This window comes from Nocardiopsis alkaliphila YIM 80379 (assembly GCF_000341005.1).
Taxonomy (GTDB): Bacteria; Actinomycetota; Actinomycetes; order Streptosporangiales; family Streptosporangiaceae; genus Nocardiopsis; species Nocardiopsis alkaliphila.
In genome coordinates, this window is the sequence record NZ_ANBD01000111.1 from 24,363 (window position 1) to 39,967 (window position 15,605).

16 protein-coding genes are annotated in these 15,605 nt (G+C 66.0%); 6 read left to right on the forward strand and 10 right to left on the reverse strand.

The annotated features are described in order from the left end of the window. Positions 1-39: 39 nt before the first annotated feature. Together D472_RS25705 and D472_RS0116030 are read left to right on the forward strand one after the other, a co-directional pair. A complete protein-coding gene (locus D472_RS25705) occupies positions 40-3,672 on the forward strand; it encodes a protein kinase domain-containing protein (protein ID WP_017605491.1) in 3,633 nt (1,210 codons plus the stop codon). Next, positions 3,557-6,544, forward strand: a complete 2,988-nt coding sequence (locus D472_RS0116030) for an Eco57I restriction-modification methylase domain-containing protein (RefSeq protein ID WP_152447969.1) — start codon at positions 3,557-3,559, stop codon at positions 6,542-6,544. The genes D472_RS25705 and D472_RS0116030 overlap by 116 nt, the downstream gene beginning before the upstream one ends. Positions 6,545-6,608: 64 nt before the next feature. Here the strand turns inward: D472_RS0116030 and D472_RS27680 are convergent, their stop codons facing one another. Together D472_RS27680 and D472_RS0116035 are read right to left on the reverse strand one after the other, a co-directional pair. Further along, on the reverse strand, positions 6,609-6,815 hold the full coding sequence (locus D472_RS27680; RefSeq protein WP_083903495.1) for a DUF397 domain-containing protein: 207 nt from the start codon (positions 6,813-6,815) through the stop codon (positions 6,609-6,611). Positions 6,816-6,818: 3 nt separating this feature from the next. Further along, positions 6,819-7,676, reverse strand: a complete 858-nt coding sequence (locus D472_RS0116035) for a Scr1 family TA system antitoxin-like transcriptional regulator (RefSeq protein WP_017605493.1) — start codon at positions 7,674-7,676, stop codon at positions 6,819-6,821. A gap of 120 nt (positions 7,677-7,796) precedes the next feature. Between D472_RS0116035 and D472_RS0116040 the strand changes: the two genes are divergently transcribed. The 3 genes from D472_RS0116040 (at position 7,797) to D472_RS28445 (ending at position 9,947) form a co-directional block, all read left to right on the forward strand. Then, complete coding sequence (locus tag D472_RS0116040; protein ID WP_239642986.1) at positions 7,797-8,669, forward strand: DUF5753 domain-containing protein; 873 nt, start codon at positions 7,797-7,799, stop codon at positions 8,667-8,669. A gap of 124 nt (positions 8,670-8,793) precedes the next feature. Further along, entirely contained in the window at positions 8,794-9,390 is a 597-nt protein-coding gene (locus D472_RS0116045; RefSeq protein WP_083903496.1) for an ATP-binding protein, read from the forward strand. Continuing rightward, positions 9,387-9,947, forward strand: coding sequence for a hypothetical protein (locus D472_RS28445; protein WP_026117749.1), 561 nt, complete (start codon positions 9,387-9,389; stop codon positions 9,945-9,947). The genes D472_RS0116045 and D472_RS28445 overlap by 4 nt, the downstream gene beginning before the upstream one ends. A 77-nt stretch (positions 9,948-10,024) precedes the next feature. On the opposite strand, the gene D472_RS0116055 is transcribed toward D472_RS28445, so the two are convergent. The 7 genes from D472_RS0116055 to D472_RS0116085 form a co-directional block, all read right to left on the reverse strand. Beyond that, a complete protein-coding gene (locus D472_RS0116055) occupies positions 10,025-10,588 on the reverse strand; it encodes a GNAT family N-acetyltransferase (protein ID WP_017605496.1) in 564 nt (187 codons plus the stop codon). Further along, the gene (locus D472_RS25710; RefSeq protein WP_017605497.1) at positions 10,581-11,207 is read right to left on the reverse strand and encodes a lasso peptide biosynthesis B2 protein; all 627 of its coding nucleotides are present in this window, start codon (positions 11,205-11,207) and stop codon (positions 10,581-10,583) included. Before D472_RS25710 ends, D472_RS0116055 begins: the two co-directional genes overlap by 8 nt. Beyond that, a complete protein-coding gene (locus tag D472_RS0116065) occupies positions 11,204-12,919 on the reverse strand; it encodes an albusnodin/ikarugamycin family macrolactam cyclase (protein WP_204366514.1) in 1,716 nt (571 codons plus the stop codon). Before D472_RS0116065 ends, D472_RS25710 begins: the two co-directional genes overlap by 4 nt. Beyond that, complete coding sequence (locus tag D472_RS28210) at positions 12,912-13,025, reverse strand: albusnodin family lasso peptide (RefSeq protein ID WP_017605499.1); 114 nt, start codon at positions 13,023-13,025, stop codon at positions 12,912-12,914. The genes D472_RS0116065 and D472_RS28210 overlap by 8 nt, the downstream gene beginning before the upstream one ends. Positions 13,026-13,186: 161 nt before the next feature. Further along, on the reverse strand, positions 13,187-14,026 hold the full coding sequence (locus D472_RS0116075) for a helix-turn-helix domain-containing protein (RefSeq protein WP_017605500.1): 840 nt from the start codon (positions 14,024-14,026) through the stop codon (positions 13,187-13,189). Continuing rightward, entirely contained in the window at positions 14,027-14,581 is a 555-nt protein-coding gene (locus tag D472_RS0116080; RefSeq protein ID WP_017605501.1) for a DUF6879 family protein, read from the reverse strand. Further along, positions 14,581-14,781: a hypothetical protein gene (locus D472_RS0116085; protein ID WP_017605502.1), complete on the reverse strand. Its 201-nt coding sequence runs from the start codon at positions 14,779-14,781 to the stop codon at positions 14,581-14,583. Before D472_RS0116085 ends, D472_RS0116080 begins: the two co-directional genes overlap by 1 nt. A gap of 120 nt (positions 14,782-14,901) precedes the next feature. On the opposite strand from D472_RS0116085, the gene D472_RS28695 reads away from it, so the two are divergent. Continuing rightward, on the forward strand, positions 14,902-15,075 hold the full coding sequence (locus tag D472_RS28695; RefSeq protein ID WP_017605503.1) for a hypothetical protein: 174 nt from the start codon (positions 14,902-14,904) through the stop codon (positions 15,073-15,075). A gap of 70 nt (positions 15,076-15,145) precedes the next feature. On the opposite strand, the gene D472_RS0116095 is transcribed toward D472_RS28695, so the two are convergent. Further along, complete coding sequence (locus tag D472_RS0116095; protein ID WP_051046010.1) at positions 15,146-15,502, reverse strand: GNAT family N-acetyltransferase; 357 nt, start codon at positions 15,500-15,502, stop codon at positions 15,146-15,148. Positions 15,503-15,605 lie beyond the last annotated feature (103 nt).

The window sequence follows — 15,605 nt, forward strand, 5'->3', positions numbered from 1 at the left end:
TGGGCGCACACGCGGTTCGGGGAGTGTGAGGGCATAGTCATGCAACGGCAGATCGTGGCGGATCGGTTCCGTCTCAAGGGGATCATCGACCGCGGCAACATGGGCGAGGTCCACCGAGCCGAGGACACCCGTCCCGCCCCGGGGCCCGACCCCACCGGCGACGCCTCCACCACCGAGGTCGCCCTCAAACTCATCCTGCGCCGCCGCTCCGGCGCCCCCGTCGACCCCGAGGACAAGTCGGTCAAGCGCTTCCTGCGCGAAGTCAAGATCATGGAGTCCCTCACCCACCCGCGTATCCCCGCCGTGATCGACGGCGGCGTCGACACCACCGACGGCGATCACCTGCCCTACCTGGCCATGGAGCTCCTCGACGGCCACACCCTGCGCGACCTCACCGACGATCGCCCCCAACTGCCCGTCCCCTGGGTCGCGGCCATCGGTGCCCAGATCGCCGACGCCCTCTACACCGCCCACGCCGAAGGCGTCATCCACCGCGACCTCAAGCCCGCCAACGTCATGATCACCCGTGGGGGCCTGGTCAAGGTCTTGGACTTCGGCATGGGCCTGATCGTCGACGACCCGAACCTCACCAAGCTCACCAGCACCGACACCACCGTCGGCACCGCCCGCTACATGGCCCCCGAACAGTTCGAGGGCGCCAAGGTCACCCGCGCCGCCGATCTCTACGCCCTGGGGTGCGTCCTCTACGAACTCCTCACCGGGGCCCCGCCCTTCGACGGCGTCACCAACTTCGACCTCGGCTACAAGCACAACAACCACGAAGTCCCGCCCCTGGGTTTGTTGCGCGCCGACATCCCCGCCGCGCTCAACCGCCTCATCGAGCAACTGTTGAAGAAGAAGCCCCAGGACCGCCCCGCCAACGCCGCCGAGGTCCGCCAGGCCCTGCTGTCCCTGGTCACCGACGAGGGCGAGGTCGACGGCTGGGCCGACTTCGACCCTCGCGCGCACCTGCCCGTGATCGAACCGGCGTCCCTGCTGGAGGACACCGCCGGAAGCCGCACCCACGGCGCACCCCTGGGCGTGATGGACGTGTTCTCCCTCCACGACCAGCTCATCTCCGAATACCGCGCCTTCACCGAGGGGGGCGTGGTCATTCGCGACGAACGTATCGCCGAACACCTGCGCGGCGACCTGGACGACAAGTCCCAGTGGCCCGACCCCTGGTTGTCCCTCAACCCCTTCTTCGATTCCGGCGGCACCGTCTCCGAACTCATCAGCGAAGGCCTGCTGCATCCCGAGACCGCCCGCGTCTTCCAGGCCGGCAAGAAGGAGGGCAGCACCGTCTGTGACGGCAAGCCCCTCACCTTCCACCGCCACCAGCGCGAGGCCATCGAGGCGGCCCGCACCGGTGAGTCGTACGTGCTCACCACCGGCACCGGCTCCGGCAAGTCGCTGTCCTACATCGTTCCCATCGTCGACCGCGTCCTGCGCGAACGCGACCGTGACAAGGCCGAGGGACACAGTCGCAAGGGCGTGCGCGCCATCATCGTCTACCCGATGAACGCCTTGGCCAACAGCCAGGTCGAGGAGCTGCGCAAGTTCCTGGTCAACGGCTACGGATCGGGCCGCGAACCGGTCACCTTCGCCCGCTACACCGGCCAGGAGAGCGACGAAAAGCGTCAGGAGATCCGCGACGACCCGCCGGACATCCTGCTCACCAACTACGTGATGCTCGAACTCATGCTCACCCGCCCGGTCGAGCGCCTGGCCCTGATCAAGATGGCCGGCGGCCTGGAGTTCCTCGTCTTCGATGAGCTGCACACCTACCGGGGCCGTCAGGGCGCCGACGTCGCCATGCTCATCCGCCGCGTCCGCCAGGCGTGCGACGCCCCGAACGTGCAGTGTGTGGGCACCTCCGCCACCATGTCCTCCGAAGGCACCGCCCAGGACCAGCGCAACACCGTCGCCCGCGTGGCCACCAAGATCTTCGGCACCCCCGTGCGCCCGGACAACATCATCACCGAGACCCTGGTGCGCGCCACCGCTGACGGCGAGGTCACCGTCCCGGCCGAGCGCCTACGCGATCAGGACGCCCCCCGCTCCTACAGCGACCTGTACCGCGACCCCCTGGCCCGCTGGATCGAATCCACCTTCGGGTTGACCACCGACGAGGGCGGCCGACTCGTCCGGCAACGACCCACCACGGTGGAGGCGGCCGCCAGGGAACTGGCCCGCGACACCGGCGTGCCCCTCCAGCAGTGCGTCCAGGCGATCCGCCGCACCCTGGAGGCCGGGGCCGAGGCCTTCCACCCCGGCAACCGGCGCCCGCTCTTCGCTTTCCGTCTGCACCAGTTCCTGTCCAAGGGCGACACCGTCCACGCCACCCTCGAAGAACCCGAGACCCGTTACCTCACCCGCGACTACCAGCTGGAACGTCCCGACCACGACGGCCACGTCCTGCTGCCACTGGCCTTTTGCCGCGACTGCGGTCAGGAGTACCTGACCGTCTGGCGGGTGGAGAAACCCACCGGGACCGTTTACCAGGCCCGTCGGGACACCATCGCCGGCTCCGACCAGGCCGTAGAGGGTTACCTGTTCATCTCCTCCGACCACCCCTGGCCCCAGACCCTGGACGAGGTCCTCAAGGACCAGCGCCTGCCCGAGTCCTGGGTGGAGCAGGACGAGGACCACCTGCCCACCGTGCGCAAGAACCGCCGGGGCCAGGTGCCACAGCCGGTCACCGTCGACGTCACCGGTGTCGAGGGCCAGGGCGAACTGAACGCCGCCTTCGTTCCCGCCCCCTTCCGTTTTTGTCTGCACTGCGGGGTCAGCTACGAGACCAAACGCGGCAACAACGACTTCGCCCAACTGGCCAGCTTGGGCCAGGAGGGCCGCTCCTCGGCCACGTCCCTGGTCTCGGGCACCATCGTGCGCGCCCTCAAGTCGCTGCCCGCCGAAGCCCTGCCCAAGGAGGCCCGCAAGCTCCTCACCTTCGTCGACAACCGCCAGGACGCCTCGCTCCAGGCCGGACACTTCAACGACTTCGTCCAGGTCACCGAGTTGCGCGGCGGCCTGTACCAGGCCTTGGTGGAGGCCGGCGACGAAGGCCTCAGTCACGAGTCCCTGGCCTCCAGCGTCGCCCACGCCCTGAGTCTGGACCCCTCCGAGTACACCAAGTCCGGCAACGTGGCCCCGCGCCTGGCCCAACTGGCCGCCAGCACCCTGCGCGAGGTCATCGCCTTCCGCCTCTACCTGGACCTGGAACGCGGCTGGCGCGTGACCATGCCCAACCTCGAACAGACCGGCCTGCTGCGCGTGGACTACGCCGATCTGGACTGGGTGGCCACCAACGAGGACCTGTGGACCAAGGCCGCCCCCGAACTACGCGCAGCCGACCCCGACCTGCGCGAACGCGTTCTACGCGCGCTCATGGACGAAATGCGCCGCGCCCTGGCCATCGACACCCCTTACTTCCGCGACGAGGCCTTCGACTCGCTCCAGACCGCCAGCGAGACCCGCCTGGCCGACGCCTGGGTGCTGTCCAAGAACGACCGCCCCCGCGCCACCATCGCCTACCCTCGCCCCGCCAAGGGCGGTGCCCGCGCTCGGTGGCCTGTTCACCGACACCGAGGCCGACGCGCCCTTGACCGGGCTGGAGCTGTCCAACGACGCCCTGCTCGGTGCGGTGCGGCACTTGGCCCAGGTTCGTGACACCGCGTCCAAGCGTTGGCGTTCGGTGGACTACCGCAACCTGGACGCCGAAGAGCTCGGATCGATCTACGAGTCGCTGCTGGAGCTGGTGCCCAAGCACAGCGCGGCCGAGCGCACCTTCGAACTGGTGGAGCTGGCGGGCAACGACCGCAAGACCACGGGCTCGTACTACACGCCCTCGTCGCTGATCGAGACCCTGCTGAACTCCTCGCTCGACCCGGTGATCGATGAGGCGGTCAAGCGCGGATCGGTCGCGGCCAGTGCGGCGGGCCGGCCCGATGAGTCGGAAGCCGTCGTCGCCGAGCTGTTGAAGCTGAACGTCTGCGACCCGGCCTGTGGGTCCGGGCACTTCCTGGTGGCGGCGGCCAGAAGGATCGCCAAGAAGGTCGCGGCGGTACGGGAAGGCAACCCGGAACCGACCGTGGACGCGGTGCGCGGCGCGATGCACGAGGTGGTGGCGCACTGTATTTATGGGGTGGACCTCAACCCCATGGCGGTGGAGCTGGCCAAGGTGTCGCTGTGGTTGGAGGCGTTGGAGCCCGGCAAGCCGCTCAACTTCCTGGACGCCCACGTCAAGCACGGGAATGCCTTGATCGGTGCGACCCCGAAGCTGCTCCGGGGCGGTATCCCGGATGAGGCGTTCAAGCCGATCGAGGGCGATGACAAGAAGTACGCGCGCTTCCTGGCCAAGACCAACAAGGAGGAGCGCGGCGGTCAGATCGGCCTCTTCGACATCGATGACGAAGCGGTGAAGGTCGACAACACCGTCTACGCACGTCAGTTGGAGCAGATCACCGGGATCACCGCTGATTCGCTGGACCAGGTGCGTCGTCAAGAGGCGGCCTATCGGGAGTGGGCCGACTCGGACGAGTACGTGCGCGACAAGCGGGTCGCCGACGCCTGGTGCGCCGCGTTCATGTGGCGCAAGACCCCGGACGCTCCCAGGGCTGTGACTCAGGAGGTCTTCCGTAACCTGTCCAAGGCCAAGGAGGGTTACGGGGCGCCGTTCACCACGGTGGAGGAGATCGATGCGCTCAGTGAGCAGTACCGGTTCTTCCACTGGCACCTGGAGTTTCCGGACGTGTTCGCTTCGGCCGGTGGTGCGAAGGCGGATGAGGGGACAGGGTGGTCCGGTGGGTTCGACTGCGTGGTCGGAAACCCGCCGTGGGAGCGGATCAAGCTTCAGGAACAGGAGTTCTTCGCCCAGCGTGATCAGGAGATCGCCAAGGCTCCGAATGCGGCTGAGCGGAAGAAGCTCATCAAGGAGCTGAAGGAGAATGCGGACCGCTCCGCTCTGTACCAGGAGTTCGAAGACGCCAAGCGCAAGGCGGAAGGCGAAAGCCAGTTCCTGCGACTGGGGGGACGCTACCCGCTCACTGGACGCGGTGACATCAACACCTACGCGGTCTTTTCCGAGCTGGATCGGACCCTGACGGGGCCGCGAGGTCGGATGGGCGTCATCGTTCCGACCGGTATCGCGACTGATGCCACCACCCAGCACTTCTTCAAGGCCCTGGTGCAGAGCGCTTCCATCGCGGCCCTCTACGACTTCGAGAACGCTGCTCCTTTGTTCCCAGGGGTGCACCGCTCATTCAAGTTCTGCATCCTTTCCCTCTCCGGGAATGACCTGCGCGAGTCGGAAGCGTCCTTCGCGTTCTTCCTGCATGATCCGGCAGAACTGGATGACGCGGACAAGGCGTTCACCATGACCCCGGAGGAGATCACCCTCCTCAACCCCAATACGGGTACCTGCCCGGTGTTCCGCTCTCGTCGTGACGCGGAGATCACCCTGGACATCTACCGTCGCGTTCCTGTCCTGGTGAAGGAAGGCGATCCGGAGGGGAACCCTTGGGGAGTGTCGTTCATGACGATGTTCCACATGTCCAACGACTCACACCTGTTCCACACTCGTGAGCAGCTGGAGAAGGACGGTTGGTCCCTCGAAGGGAACGTCTTCACCCGAGGTGACAAGCGCATGTTGCCGCTGTACGAGGCGAAGATGCTCCACCACTACGACCACCGGTGGGCTACGTACACCGAGAGTGGGGATGTTCGAGACCTCACCCTTGAGGAGAAGCAGGAGCCGAACGCCGTAGCCATGCCACGTTACTGGGTATCGGAGGAGTCAACCGCTACGGGCGAGTTCGATAAGAATGGTGACCCGATCATGGCGCCTGGTGTACAGGCCAAGCTGGAATCTGTGGGATGGGGTCGTGGTTGGCTTCTCGGGTGGCGTGACATCTGCCGAGCAACTGATGAGCGGACCGCAATCATTGGGGCTTTTCCGAGGTCTGCTGTAGGTAATAACTTGCCAATTTCGATCATGGATCCTGAGCTTGCTGACGTCGGCGTTGGTCTTATTGGATCTCTTTCATCCTTCATTTTCGATTTTTGTGCTCGACTGAAAGTTGGAGGAACGCACCTCAACTTCTTTATTTCGCACCAGCTTCCCGTCCTTGGTCCTGGGAAAATTTCAGTTTTCCTCGATTTTATTCGACCTCGTGTGGTTGAACTTGGTTATGCATCGAATGACATTAAGGAGTTTTCGCTAGACCTGGGGGACAAGAGTGAGTCTTTCCGTTGGGATGAGGAGCGGCGCGCGGTGATGCGGGCGGAGCTAGACGCTCTGTTCTTCCACCTGTACGGGATCAACCGTGATGACGTGGACTACATCATGGAGACGTTCCCGATCGTGAAGCGGAAGGATGTTGCCGAGTACGGCACCTACCGCACCAAAGAGCGCATCCTGGAGATCTACGACCGGATGGCTGAGGCTGGTGTCTCTCAGGACACACCGCTCGTTGATGGCGAGAATTTCGTCTCCGAGCTGACCCCGCCTCCTGGCCACGGCCCCCGCCACGCTCCCGCTTGATCTGTACCCACAGCGAGGCCCCGTCTGTTCGGTGACAGGCGGGGCCAGTTGCGTTCAGGAGCGCTCAGCGCTTGCTGTTTCGTGCGGGGGTGAGGAAGGCTCGCCACTCGTCAGCACCGAAGAAAAGCGCCCCGAGTTCTCGATTTTGAGTGTCTCGGATCGCTGCACTAGTCCCAAGGTCGGCGATCTCCACGCAGGCGGCTTCGCTCTGTGAGTAGCTCGATTTGCGAAAGTTCACGTGGTCGAGAGATGGAAGTTGAGAGGTCTGCATCTTCTAGTCCTTGTCGTGACTGTGTTCATCGGTGACGCTGCGAAGGAGCTTCAACGTCGGTTTGCCTTCGTCAAGCGCGGAAGCGCGGAGCCGGTTGAACGTCCCTGAGTAGTGTTCGATGTTCTCCTCGCTCGACATGAACATGTGAGAGGACGGGCCTTGGAGGTAGACGGTCACCAAGCCGTGGTGGTCAACGCGCAGAATCGAAAAGGAGGCGAGGGTCAGGGCCGCGTGTGCCCCAGCGCTGTAGGGCAGTACTTGAAGGGTGACGTTGGGGAGCGTGGAGAGCTCTGTGAGGTGGTCGAGCTGATCGGCCATGAGTTTTCCACTGCCGATGCGTTGCCTCAATGCTGCTTCGGCGATGATCATCCAAACCTCGGGCGAAGGCTCCCTGGTCAGGATCTCCTGGCGAGTCAGACGCACCTGGACTTCACGGTCGACATCGCTGTTAGGTCGCATCGTCGCTTCGATGACCGCTCGTGCGTACTCCTCGGTCTGCGCCAGGCCAGGGATGAGCTGGGACTGGTACATCTCGATCGCTGTCGCCTGTGCCTCGATGTTCGCGTAGGAGCGGTAACTGCGCTCAAGGTCGTAAGGCTGCCACCGGTCAGGCTCGCGGGCTTGCTTGCGTAGAGCCAAGAGCCGTTCGAGTTCTTCGGGAACTTCGTAGAGGTCGAGTAGACGTTCGATCGCTGCGGCACCCGGGACCGCACCACCGTCTCCCGGTGTTTCCCACCGAGACAAGCTGCTTGCGGCGGTTCTCATGGCCTTGACGACGTCCCCGAACTTCCGGTCGCCTCGAAGTCTGCGTAGCTCCTGCGCGAGTTGCCACTGTGCAAGCGTCGGGTTGTCTGCTGCCATCTCTTGATGATGCCCTTCTTCGTAGGTCGGGACAAACTTCGCTACTTCCAGAAGCTACTTGCAAATGCTCATGGCTTTCAGTTTACTGGTAGTGAAGCTCCGAACACACCAGGAGGGGTTATGACAGGTAGGGCACAGGTGAGCGTGGCTCGAATAGAGGGAACCGGGGGCATGGACTGGGAGAGCTATGGGGGAGGGGTGTGGTCCACGCGGAAAGAACGCGGGCTCTCCCTCTCCCTCCTCGCTGATCTGGCGCTGACCACGCCCGAACTCCTCCAGGAAGTTGAGTCAGGAGGCTGCGATCCCGGTCTCCGTGTCGCTCGGGACCTGGACCGGGCTCTGAACGCCGGCGGTGAACTCTGGAACGCCTGGGCCTCGGCGCATCTGGCCGCGCTCTTTCGCTCCGAGCGGCCGCCCACCCTCACCGGCGCTCTCGCCGAGGCCTTCCAGGTCCGGGCCTACGCGCCCCTCGTACTCCCGGATCCCTACCTCACCGACTCCTACGCCGCCGCGCTGCACCGGCTCGAAGCGCCGATGAACCTTCCGCTCTCCACCGACGCCCGCCCCCAAGCACTCGGTCGGTTCCATCCCACCGCCGCCACCACGTCCCACTGTCTGGTGGTCGACGAAACCGCCCTGACCCGGTACCTCGCACCCGCCGAAATTCTGCGCGCCCAGCTCCTGCACCTGCACCACCTGGCCCAGCAGGACCACGTCACCGTGCACCTCATCCCCGCCACTACTGGCCCCCACCCCGGGTTGCGCGGCGCCTTCTGGACGCTGTGCTACTCCCCGGCCCGCACCATCGTCTACACCCCGCACCCCTGCGGCACCGGCCACTTCCACCGCGAATCGGCCACGGTCAAGGCCCACACCGACCTCTACTCCACTCTCCAAGGGGTCGCCCTACCGGCCGAGGACTCCCTGCACCGCATCGCCGAACTGGCCGCGCGGCTGACCCCCAGTCCCTGCCAAGCCTTGTCCGACCACTGACCGACCACTGACCGAACAACCCACCCCGGCACGAAAGAGCTCTGGCGGGTGCGCCAACACCCCCAGAGCAGGCCGATCGAAGTCCCAGCAGTCCCGCTTAAAGAACCAAAGGAGTCTGACCGACATGTCCATTGTGCCTCAGCAGCGCCCGCCCGTGCACGTGCACCTCGCCCCCAACCCTGCCCCCAACCCTGCCCCGAACCCCATCCCCACCCTGGGATTCGCGGGCCGCCGCTGGCCCTGCCTGCTCTACCCGGGCGACCTGGCCCACCTGGCCACCATGCGCCAGGACCTGCACCGCGACCTCGCGCGCCTGGTCGGCCTGCATCCCGGCACCGCCGCCGACATCGTCCTGTGCGCCAGCGAACTCTTCGCAAACGCCATCGATCACTCCCGCTCCGGTGAACCCGGCGGCAACGTCATCCGCACCCTGACCATGCCCACCGCCGACATCCTGCGCGTGGGCATCATCGACGACGGTCACCGCACCGGCCCCGCCCCGGGCACCTTTCCCACCGAACCGGCGATCCCCACCGACCGCACCCTCACCGAATGGGAGGAGGCCGAACGCGGCCGGGGCCTGCTGTTGGTCGACAACCTCTCCCAGCGTTGGGGCAGCCGTAAGGTCCTGGACTTCCCCTTCTGCGAGGGCTTGGGTACCTTCCTGTGGGCCGAGTTCGCCTTCACCGGCCCCCGCGCGCCCTTCGGGGAGTACGTATGAGCCCCGGACCGGTCACGGGCGAACTGCGCGCGGTGTTGGACGCGCCCCGAGGCCGGCGCTTCTCCCGCCCTGGCACCGCCGCCCGGCTCATGGCCACACCGCCCGGTGGTTTCGGGAACGGCGGCTCCGGGATCGGTGACGCCGAGTCCAGCACCCCCGCGCCCAGCACCTCCGCGTTCAGGGCCCGTGAACGGCGCCTGCTGGCCCAGATGGCCGACAACCCCCGAGTGGCCCACCGCCAAGCCCACGGGGTCCTGCCGGCCTGGGTCTACGAACACGCCACCCGCCTGGCCGAACGCGACGGCAGGCCCCTGCCCGAGCGGCCCGCTGACGCGCCACCGATCCCGCGACCCCGGCCCGCCCCGGACGATGGCCCACCGCCCCCGCGCCCCCGACCGGCGCGCCCGCCCCTGCCCAAGCGTCCGCGCAGCCACCGCAAACCCCGGCCCCGCCGCCGCTCCCGCCCCTGGTGGCACCTGCTCGGCTACACCCTGGCCACCCTCACCGGAGCCCTGGCCGGAGCGCTGGCCCACCACCTCACCCCAGGTTTGTTCTGAGCACCATTTCGGCCCATACACCGCGACGGCCGTGTCAGCCCCCGTAGGGCCGACACGGCCGTCGCCTTCCTTCCGTGTCAGTTCTGCGTGCTCAGGACGGCCGAGGGCCCGGGAAAGTCGTCGGGGATGGCGTCCATCATGAGTTCGTCCACCGGTGTGCCCTGCCAAAAACCCGCCTGGCGCAGACGTCCCGCGTGGCGGAACCCCGCCTTTTCGTAGGCGGCCACACCGGCGGCATTGGGTTCCAGTACCTTCAGCCACACCATGCGCAGTGCCGCCAGGTGAAACGCCCAGTCCAGGGTCAGGCGTGCGGCCTCGGTGGCGTGACCCTTGCCGCGTTCGTTCGGGGCCAGGACCATGACGAACTCTGCGGTGTGCACGAACCGGTTGATCTCCAGGGTGGTCATACCGACCGGTTCTGAGTCCTGGAGCCGTACCACCTCGAACTGCGGGTAGTTCATGTTGCCGCGTTGACGTTCCCAACCGGCCTCGCGGGTCTCCCAGGACTGGGGGACCTGGTTGCCGTAGCCCAAAAGGGTCCCGGGGTCGTTCTCCCAGGCGTGGTAGGCGCGCAGCATCTCCCGCCGGGGCATGGCCAACGCCAGGGTCTGACCGGTCAGCAGCAGGTGCGGTTCACTCACAGGGTTTCTCCAAGGTGGGGCCCGGCACAACAGCGGGGCCATCGGTGGTGTGAATCGGGGTGTAGGTATCGATGTCGGGGCCTTCGCCCACGGGGCGCCCGTCGCTGTCGGCGATCCAGGCGTGTAGTCGGACGGGGTCGGTGGCCAGACCATGGCGCCATTCGGCGCGTCGGCCGGTCAAAGTGAGAAGGAGTGAGGTGGCGACCGACTGTTCCAGACACGCCCAACGGCCGGGCAGGTAAGCGGAAACAGACCTGACGGCATCCAGCGCCTTGTGAACACGATCGATCGGAGCAGGAGGCAGTCGGCGCCCCAGACAGGCCAGTGCCACCAGGCGGCTCAGTCGCCCACGCCGAGGGCCCAAGAGCAGCGCCACCGCGATCACGGCCAGCACCGGCAGGCAGAGCAACCGCCCAAGCAACCCCCTCCCGGTCGAGGGCGGCAGCACCGCGGCCGTCTCACCCGTCCCCCACGAGAGCGGCTGTTCCGCCAGCCTGATGGTCGGCCCTGGGTACCGGGCCTCAGGTGAACGGGTGTGCAGCTCGGTACGCCCGGTGCGGTAGTCGATGAGCACCCAGGCGTGCCCGGTGTCGACCACGACCGTGGGCGGACCGTTCATACGGTGGCCCCTTCCGTCACGGACCAGCGAGGCGTTGGAGCCTCCTGCACAGCCCTCCACCACAGGTGTGCACCCATGGTGGTGAGCAGATGGCCCCAAGGCACACGAGCCCCCAGAGCCGCCGCGTGCACCGTTGAACGCAACCTCACGGTGTCGACCAGTCCAGCCTCCGCCAAGGGCCCGTCGCACATGTCCAACACCCGATCCAGGTGGACACGCACGGCTCGGTGGTAGTCACGTACGAACGAACCCTTCGTCGTGCGTTCTCGTACCGGGGCGGGGAGCAGCTCCCCGACGGCGTCCACCAACGCGGGCTTGTACCGGTGGGCCGAGAATCGTTCCTCTGCGGGCAAAGAGACGACGGCGTCGAGCACGGCACCGTCGAAGTACGGGTTGTGCTGTTCGACGCCGATACGGTCAGCCAACTGGATATCCGAGGCCGCTGACCGAGCCACACCGTTGACCAGGGCGATCAAGGCCTCATCGGCATCGGCGGGCCTGGGGCGCTCGGGCATGGGAGACAAGAGCCACGGTGGAGCGCTCGGTGTGGAACGGGCCAGTGAGCCCACATCATGGGAGAGCGCGGCCCGAACGTAGGGCCAGGGGGCTCGTCGGCGTAGGCGGGCCCAGGCACAGGCGTCGTTCCACAGTCTCACCCACCGGCGATTTCGGGCCAGAGTGACCAGATGGGTGGGCGGTGGGAGGAAGAGGTTGTCACCCCCGTCCCCGGTGAAGTGGCACCCAGGCCCATCGGCCTGCCCGATGGAACGCAGCTGCCCGGCGAAAGCGGCTCGGCTCACCGCTGAGGGAGGTGGTTCGTCGGTGGGCGGGAGGGTGCCGGTGTCCGGGCTGAAGGGAAGGTGCCGCTCGGTGACCTCGAAGCGTTTCCGGGTCAGCCCGGGAACGTTCAAGGCCCGTACGTGGTCCAGGTCCCCGCCTTCGGAGAGCCCTGTGGGATGGGCGGTCACCCCGCTGACGGGACCGAACCGGGCCGCGATGACGGCGAGGGTGGTCGAGTCGACCCCGGAGAGGTCGGTCGACACGTGGTGCCCGCCTGTTCGTGAGCGCACCCCCTCCACCAGGGCTGCGCGGATACGGTCCAAGGCCTCCTCACGTGGCCGGGCCGTGGGACGCCACCACTGGCTCATGGTCATGGAACCGGGGCTCAAGAGCAGTCGATGGCCGGGCGGGACCGGGTGAACCTTCGCCCAGGCACTACGGTCCGAGGGGGCGGCGTGCTTGTCACCCAGATACGCCGCCAGCCACTCCCGGTCGATGTCGTAGCCGTGCAAAGCCGCCAGGGCGCGTGAGCTGGACCCCCACACGATGCGCCCGTCACCGGTACGGGTGGTGTACACCGGGCACGCGCCCGAGGCATCGGTGATGACTTCCGCCTTGCTCGGGACGGAACGGATCACGGTGAAGGAGCCGGCCCAGGCCCCGATGACCACGGTGGGGTCGGGGGCGTGTGCTGCTTCGGCCAGTTGGGTGTGTTCGGCGGAGCAGGCACCGATGATGGCCAGCCGGACACCGCCGTCCGCGTAGGTACGTATGCGTTGCTCGACCCAGGGGCCCACTGTCCACAACGGTGGGGTGGACCATAGGAGGGCCGCGCCCGCCGGAACGGGGTGTTTTCCGTTCGACGGGGCGCAGCCACCGAACCAGCGCATCTGGTTCCTGGATCGATCGGCTGATCCGTAATGGTCAGTCATAGGGGGACTGCTTGCTCTCGACACTCTGGTCGTCGCTGCCCTGGGTCAGAACGGTCGCGTCCCCGAGATCGATGACGACCGGTGCCTCGTCACGTGCTTCTTCCATGGGTTTCCCTTCCGTGGACGTGGGACCACCGTAGGGAGGAAACGATCCCTTCCACGAAGGAGATTCCCGCTTATTCTCACATGTGTGCGTACTGAAAAGTGGTGAAGAATAAACGCGAATAACGTGAACATGAAATCCGCGACCTTGGTGGAGTCCGTGCGTTACTCGGGGATGTCTTCCGCCGCGCGCCTGATCATCTCTCTGGCCTGGCCCTGGAAGCGCGCCCCCGACGAAGCCATGGTGAAGACGTGCGCGTACTGCTGGACTTCGCTCTGATGTGTCAGGGTGAGTTCGGCGGAAACGGTCTCGACCACCACGGAATCGTCGTCATGGATCCAGAAACCGTGCAGCGGGAGATAAGGAGGAGAAAGGTCGAAAGGGATGATTCCCAAAGAAACCGTGGAAAGCGTGGAAACGGTGATGAGCCTGTCGAGCTGTGCCGCCATCGTTTCCCGGTCGCCCCGTCTGTGCCGCACGGCGGCCTCACTGATGAGGAAGCGAAACCTCTTGCCCCGTCGATAGAGAACCTCCTGACGGCGCATCCGCTGTTCGACCGCTTCCTCGATGTCACAGGAGACACCGTTCTTACGGTTGGCCGCCTCCAGCACGGCCCGCGCGTATCCGGGGGTCTGGAGAAGACCCGGCACGATCATCGGCTCATAGGCCCGGAAGAGCCGGACACGCTCTTCCTCCACCGCCATGCGTGACTGGATACCACCCAGCCCACCACGCAACTGGTCCTTCCAATCCACCCACATCGACTCCAGGTCGTTCAACTTGTCGATGAGTTCGCCGGCCACCTGAACATGACCGCACGCACGGGTCCACGTGGTGATCTCGGACGCGGTGGGAGGTTGCCGGCCCGTCTCGATCTTGGAAACCTTGGGTTGGCTCCACGACAACAGCTCCGCGAGTTGCACGCCGGTCAGCCCGGCCGACCGGCGTACTTCGCGGAGCCTTCTACCCAGATCGCGCCGGGCCCGTTCGATGCTGTGGGACACCTAGCTATTGAATCTCGCGTGGTGCTCGGGGGCGAATTCGCTGTGCGGGATCGCGTATCGCCAGGCGATGTCGCGCCAGTGGCGGTAGCGGGTGAGTTCGTCGGGATCGTCGATGCGTTCGAGTTCGCGAGGCACGTCGTGGTCATCGAAGTGCAGGACACACGCCCAGGTGTCGTCGAACAGCCAGAAGTCGAGGTCGGGCAGTTTCTGCACCGAGGGGTGGTGACGGGGGAGCCAGCGGATGTCCTCGCCCGCCTCGATGTTGAAGCGGGTGACGGCGTGCTCCCAGGCGATGTAGTCGCTCAGGGGTTCGGAGACGACGCGGACCCGCTGCCATTTCTTGCCTTGTGAGGTGGTGGCGGTGACGTTGCGGTGCCAGGGGGAGGTGAGCGCGTGGTCCTCCTGGCGGCCCAGATCGCCGGTGTGGAGGAATCGGCGGATCGTCTCGGCCTCCTCGGCGATGTTGTAGCGGTCGCGAACCTCCAACTTCCAGGCGCTGCGCTCGAAGTCGATGAACTGTTGGGAGAACTCCTCCTCACTCAGCAAACGGCCCATCAGGCGCCCTCGTCGGCGTAGCGCAGGAGTTCGCGGGGGACCTCGACCAAGGTCTCATTCTCCGCCAGGTCGCGAACGTCTGCGAGTGCTTCGGTATCGGTGACCTTGTAGCCCTGAACCACGATGGTTCCCCGGTCGGTTCGGTAGAGGGTCGGGCATTTGCCGCCCTCGCTGTCGGTGCCCAGGAACGTCAGACGCATGAACCCGCCTTGCGTATAGTCGAGAATATTCTTCCTTGTTGAGCATGGCATGGCTCTGAGTGACGGGCATGGTGTTCTTCGTGTCCGGATGTGGCCAGTTGCGACAGGCCCGTGGTTCGCATGGACATACTCCCGCGCCCTCGCCCGCAGCGCCCACCGCTGCCCAAGCGTCCGCGCAGCCACCGCGAACCCCGCCGCCGTCGCCGCTTCCGCCCCTGGTGGCACCTGCTCGGCTACACCCTGGCCACCGCCGCCGGTGCCCTGGCCCACCACCTGGACCCAGTTCTGTCCTGACCTCCACCGCCTCACACTCCACGACGGCCGCGCCGGCCTCACCCCGGCGTGGCCGTCACTCCTTCCCGAGTCAGTCTTCTGTGCCCACGATCACCGAGGGCCAGGGGAAGTCCTCCGGTAGTGCGTCCATGACCACTTCGCCGCAGCGCCGTCCCTTCCAGATCCCGGCGCTGCGCATGGTGCCCACCTCCCGGAAACCTGCCTTGGCGTAGGCGTTGCGGCCGGCGGTATTGGGCTCCAGCACCTTGAGCCAGACCATGTCCAGCCCGATGAGGTGGAAGGCGTAGTCCAACGTCAACCGTGTGGCGGTGGTGCCCACACCCGTTCCCCTGGCCTCGGGCGCGATGACCAGGATGAACTCGGCGGTTGCGGTTTGCAGCTCGCTTCCCTGACCACTGGATCGGCGCGCAGCGAGCATAGGGATCATCGAGCCATTTCCTCGCCACCGAGCATCCTCCAAAAAATTGGTAGACAAGACGCCCTGAAGCGCGTGATCAATAATTTACATTAATTAACACAAGGAAGCGGCT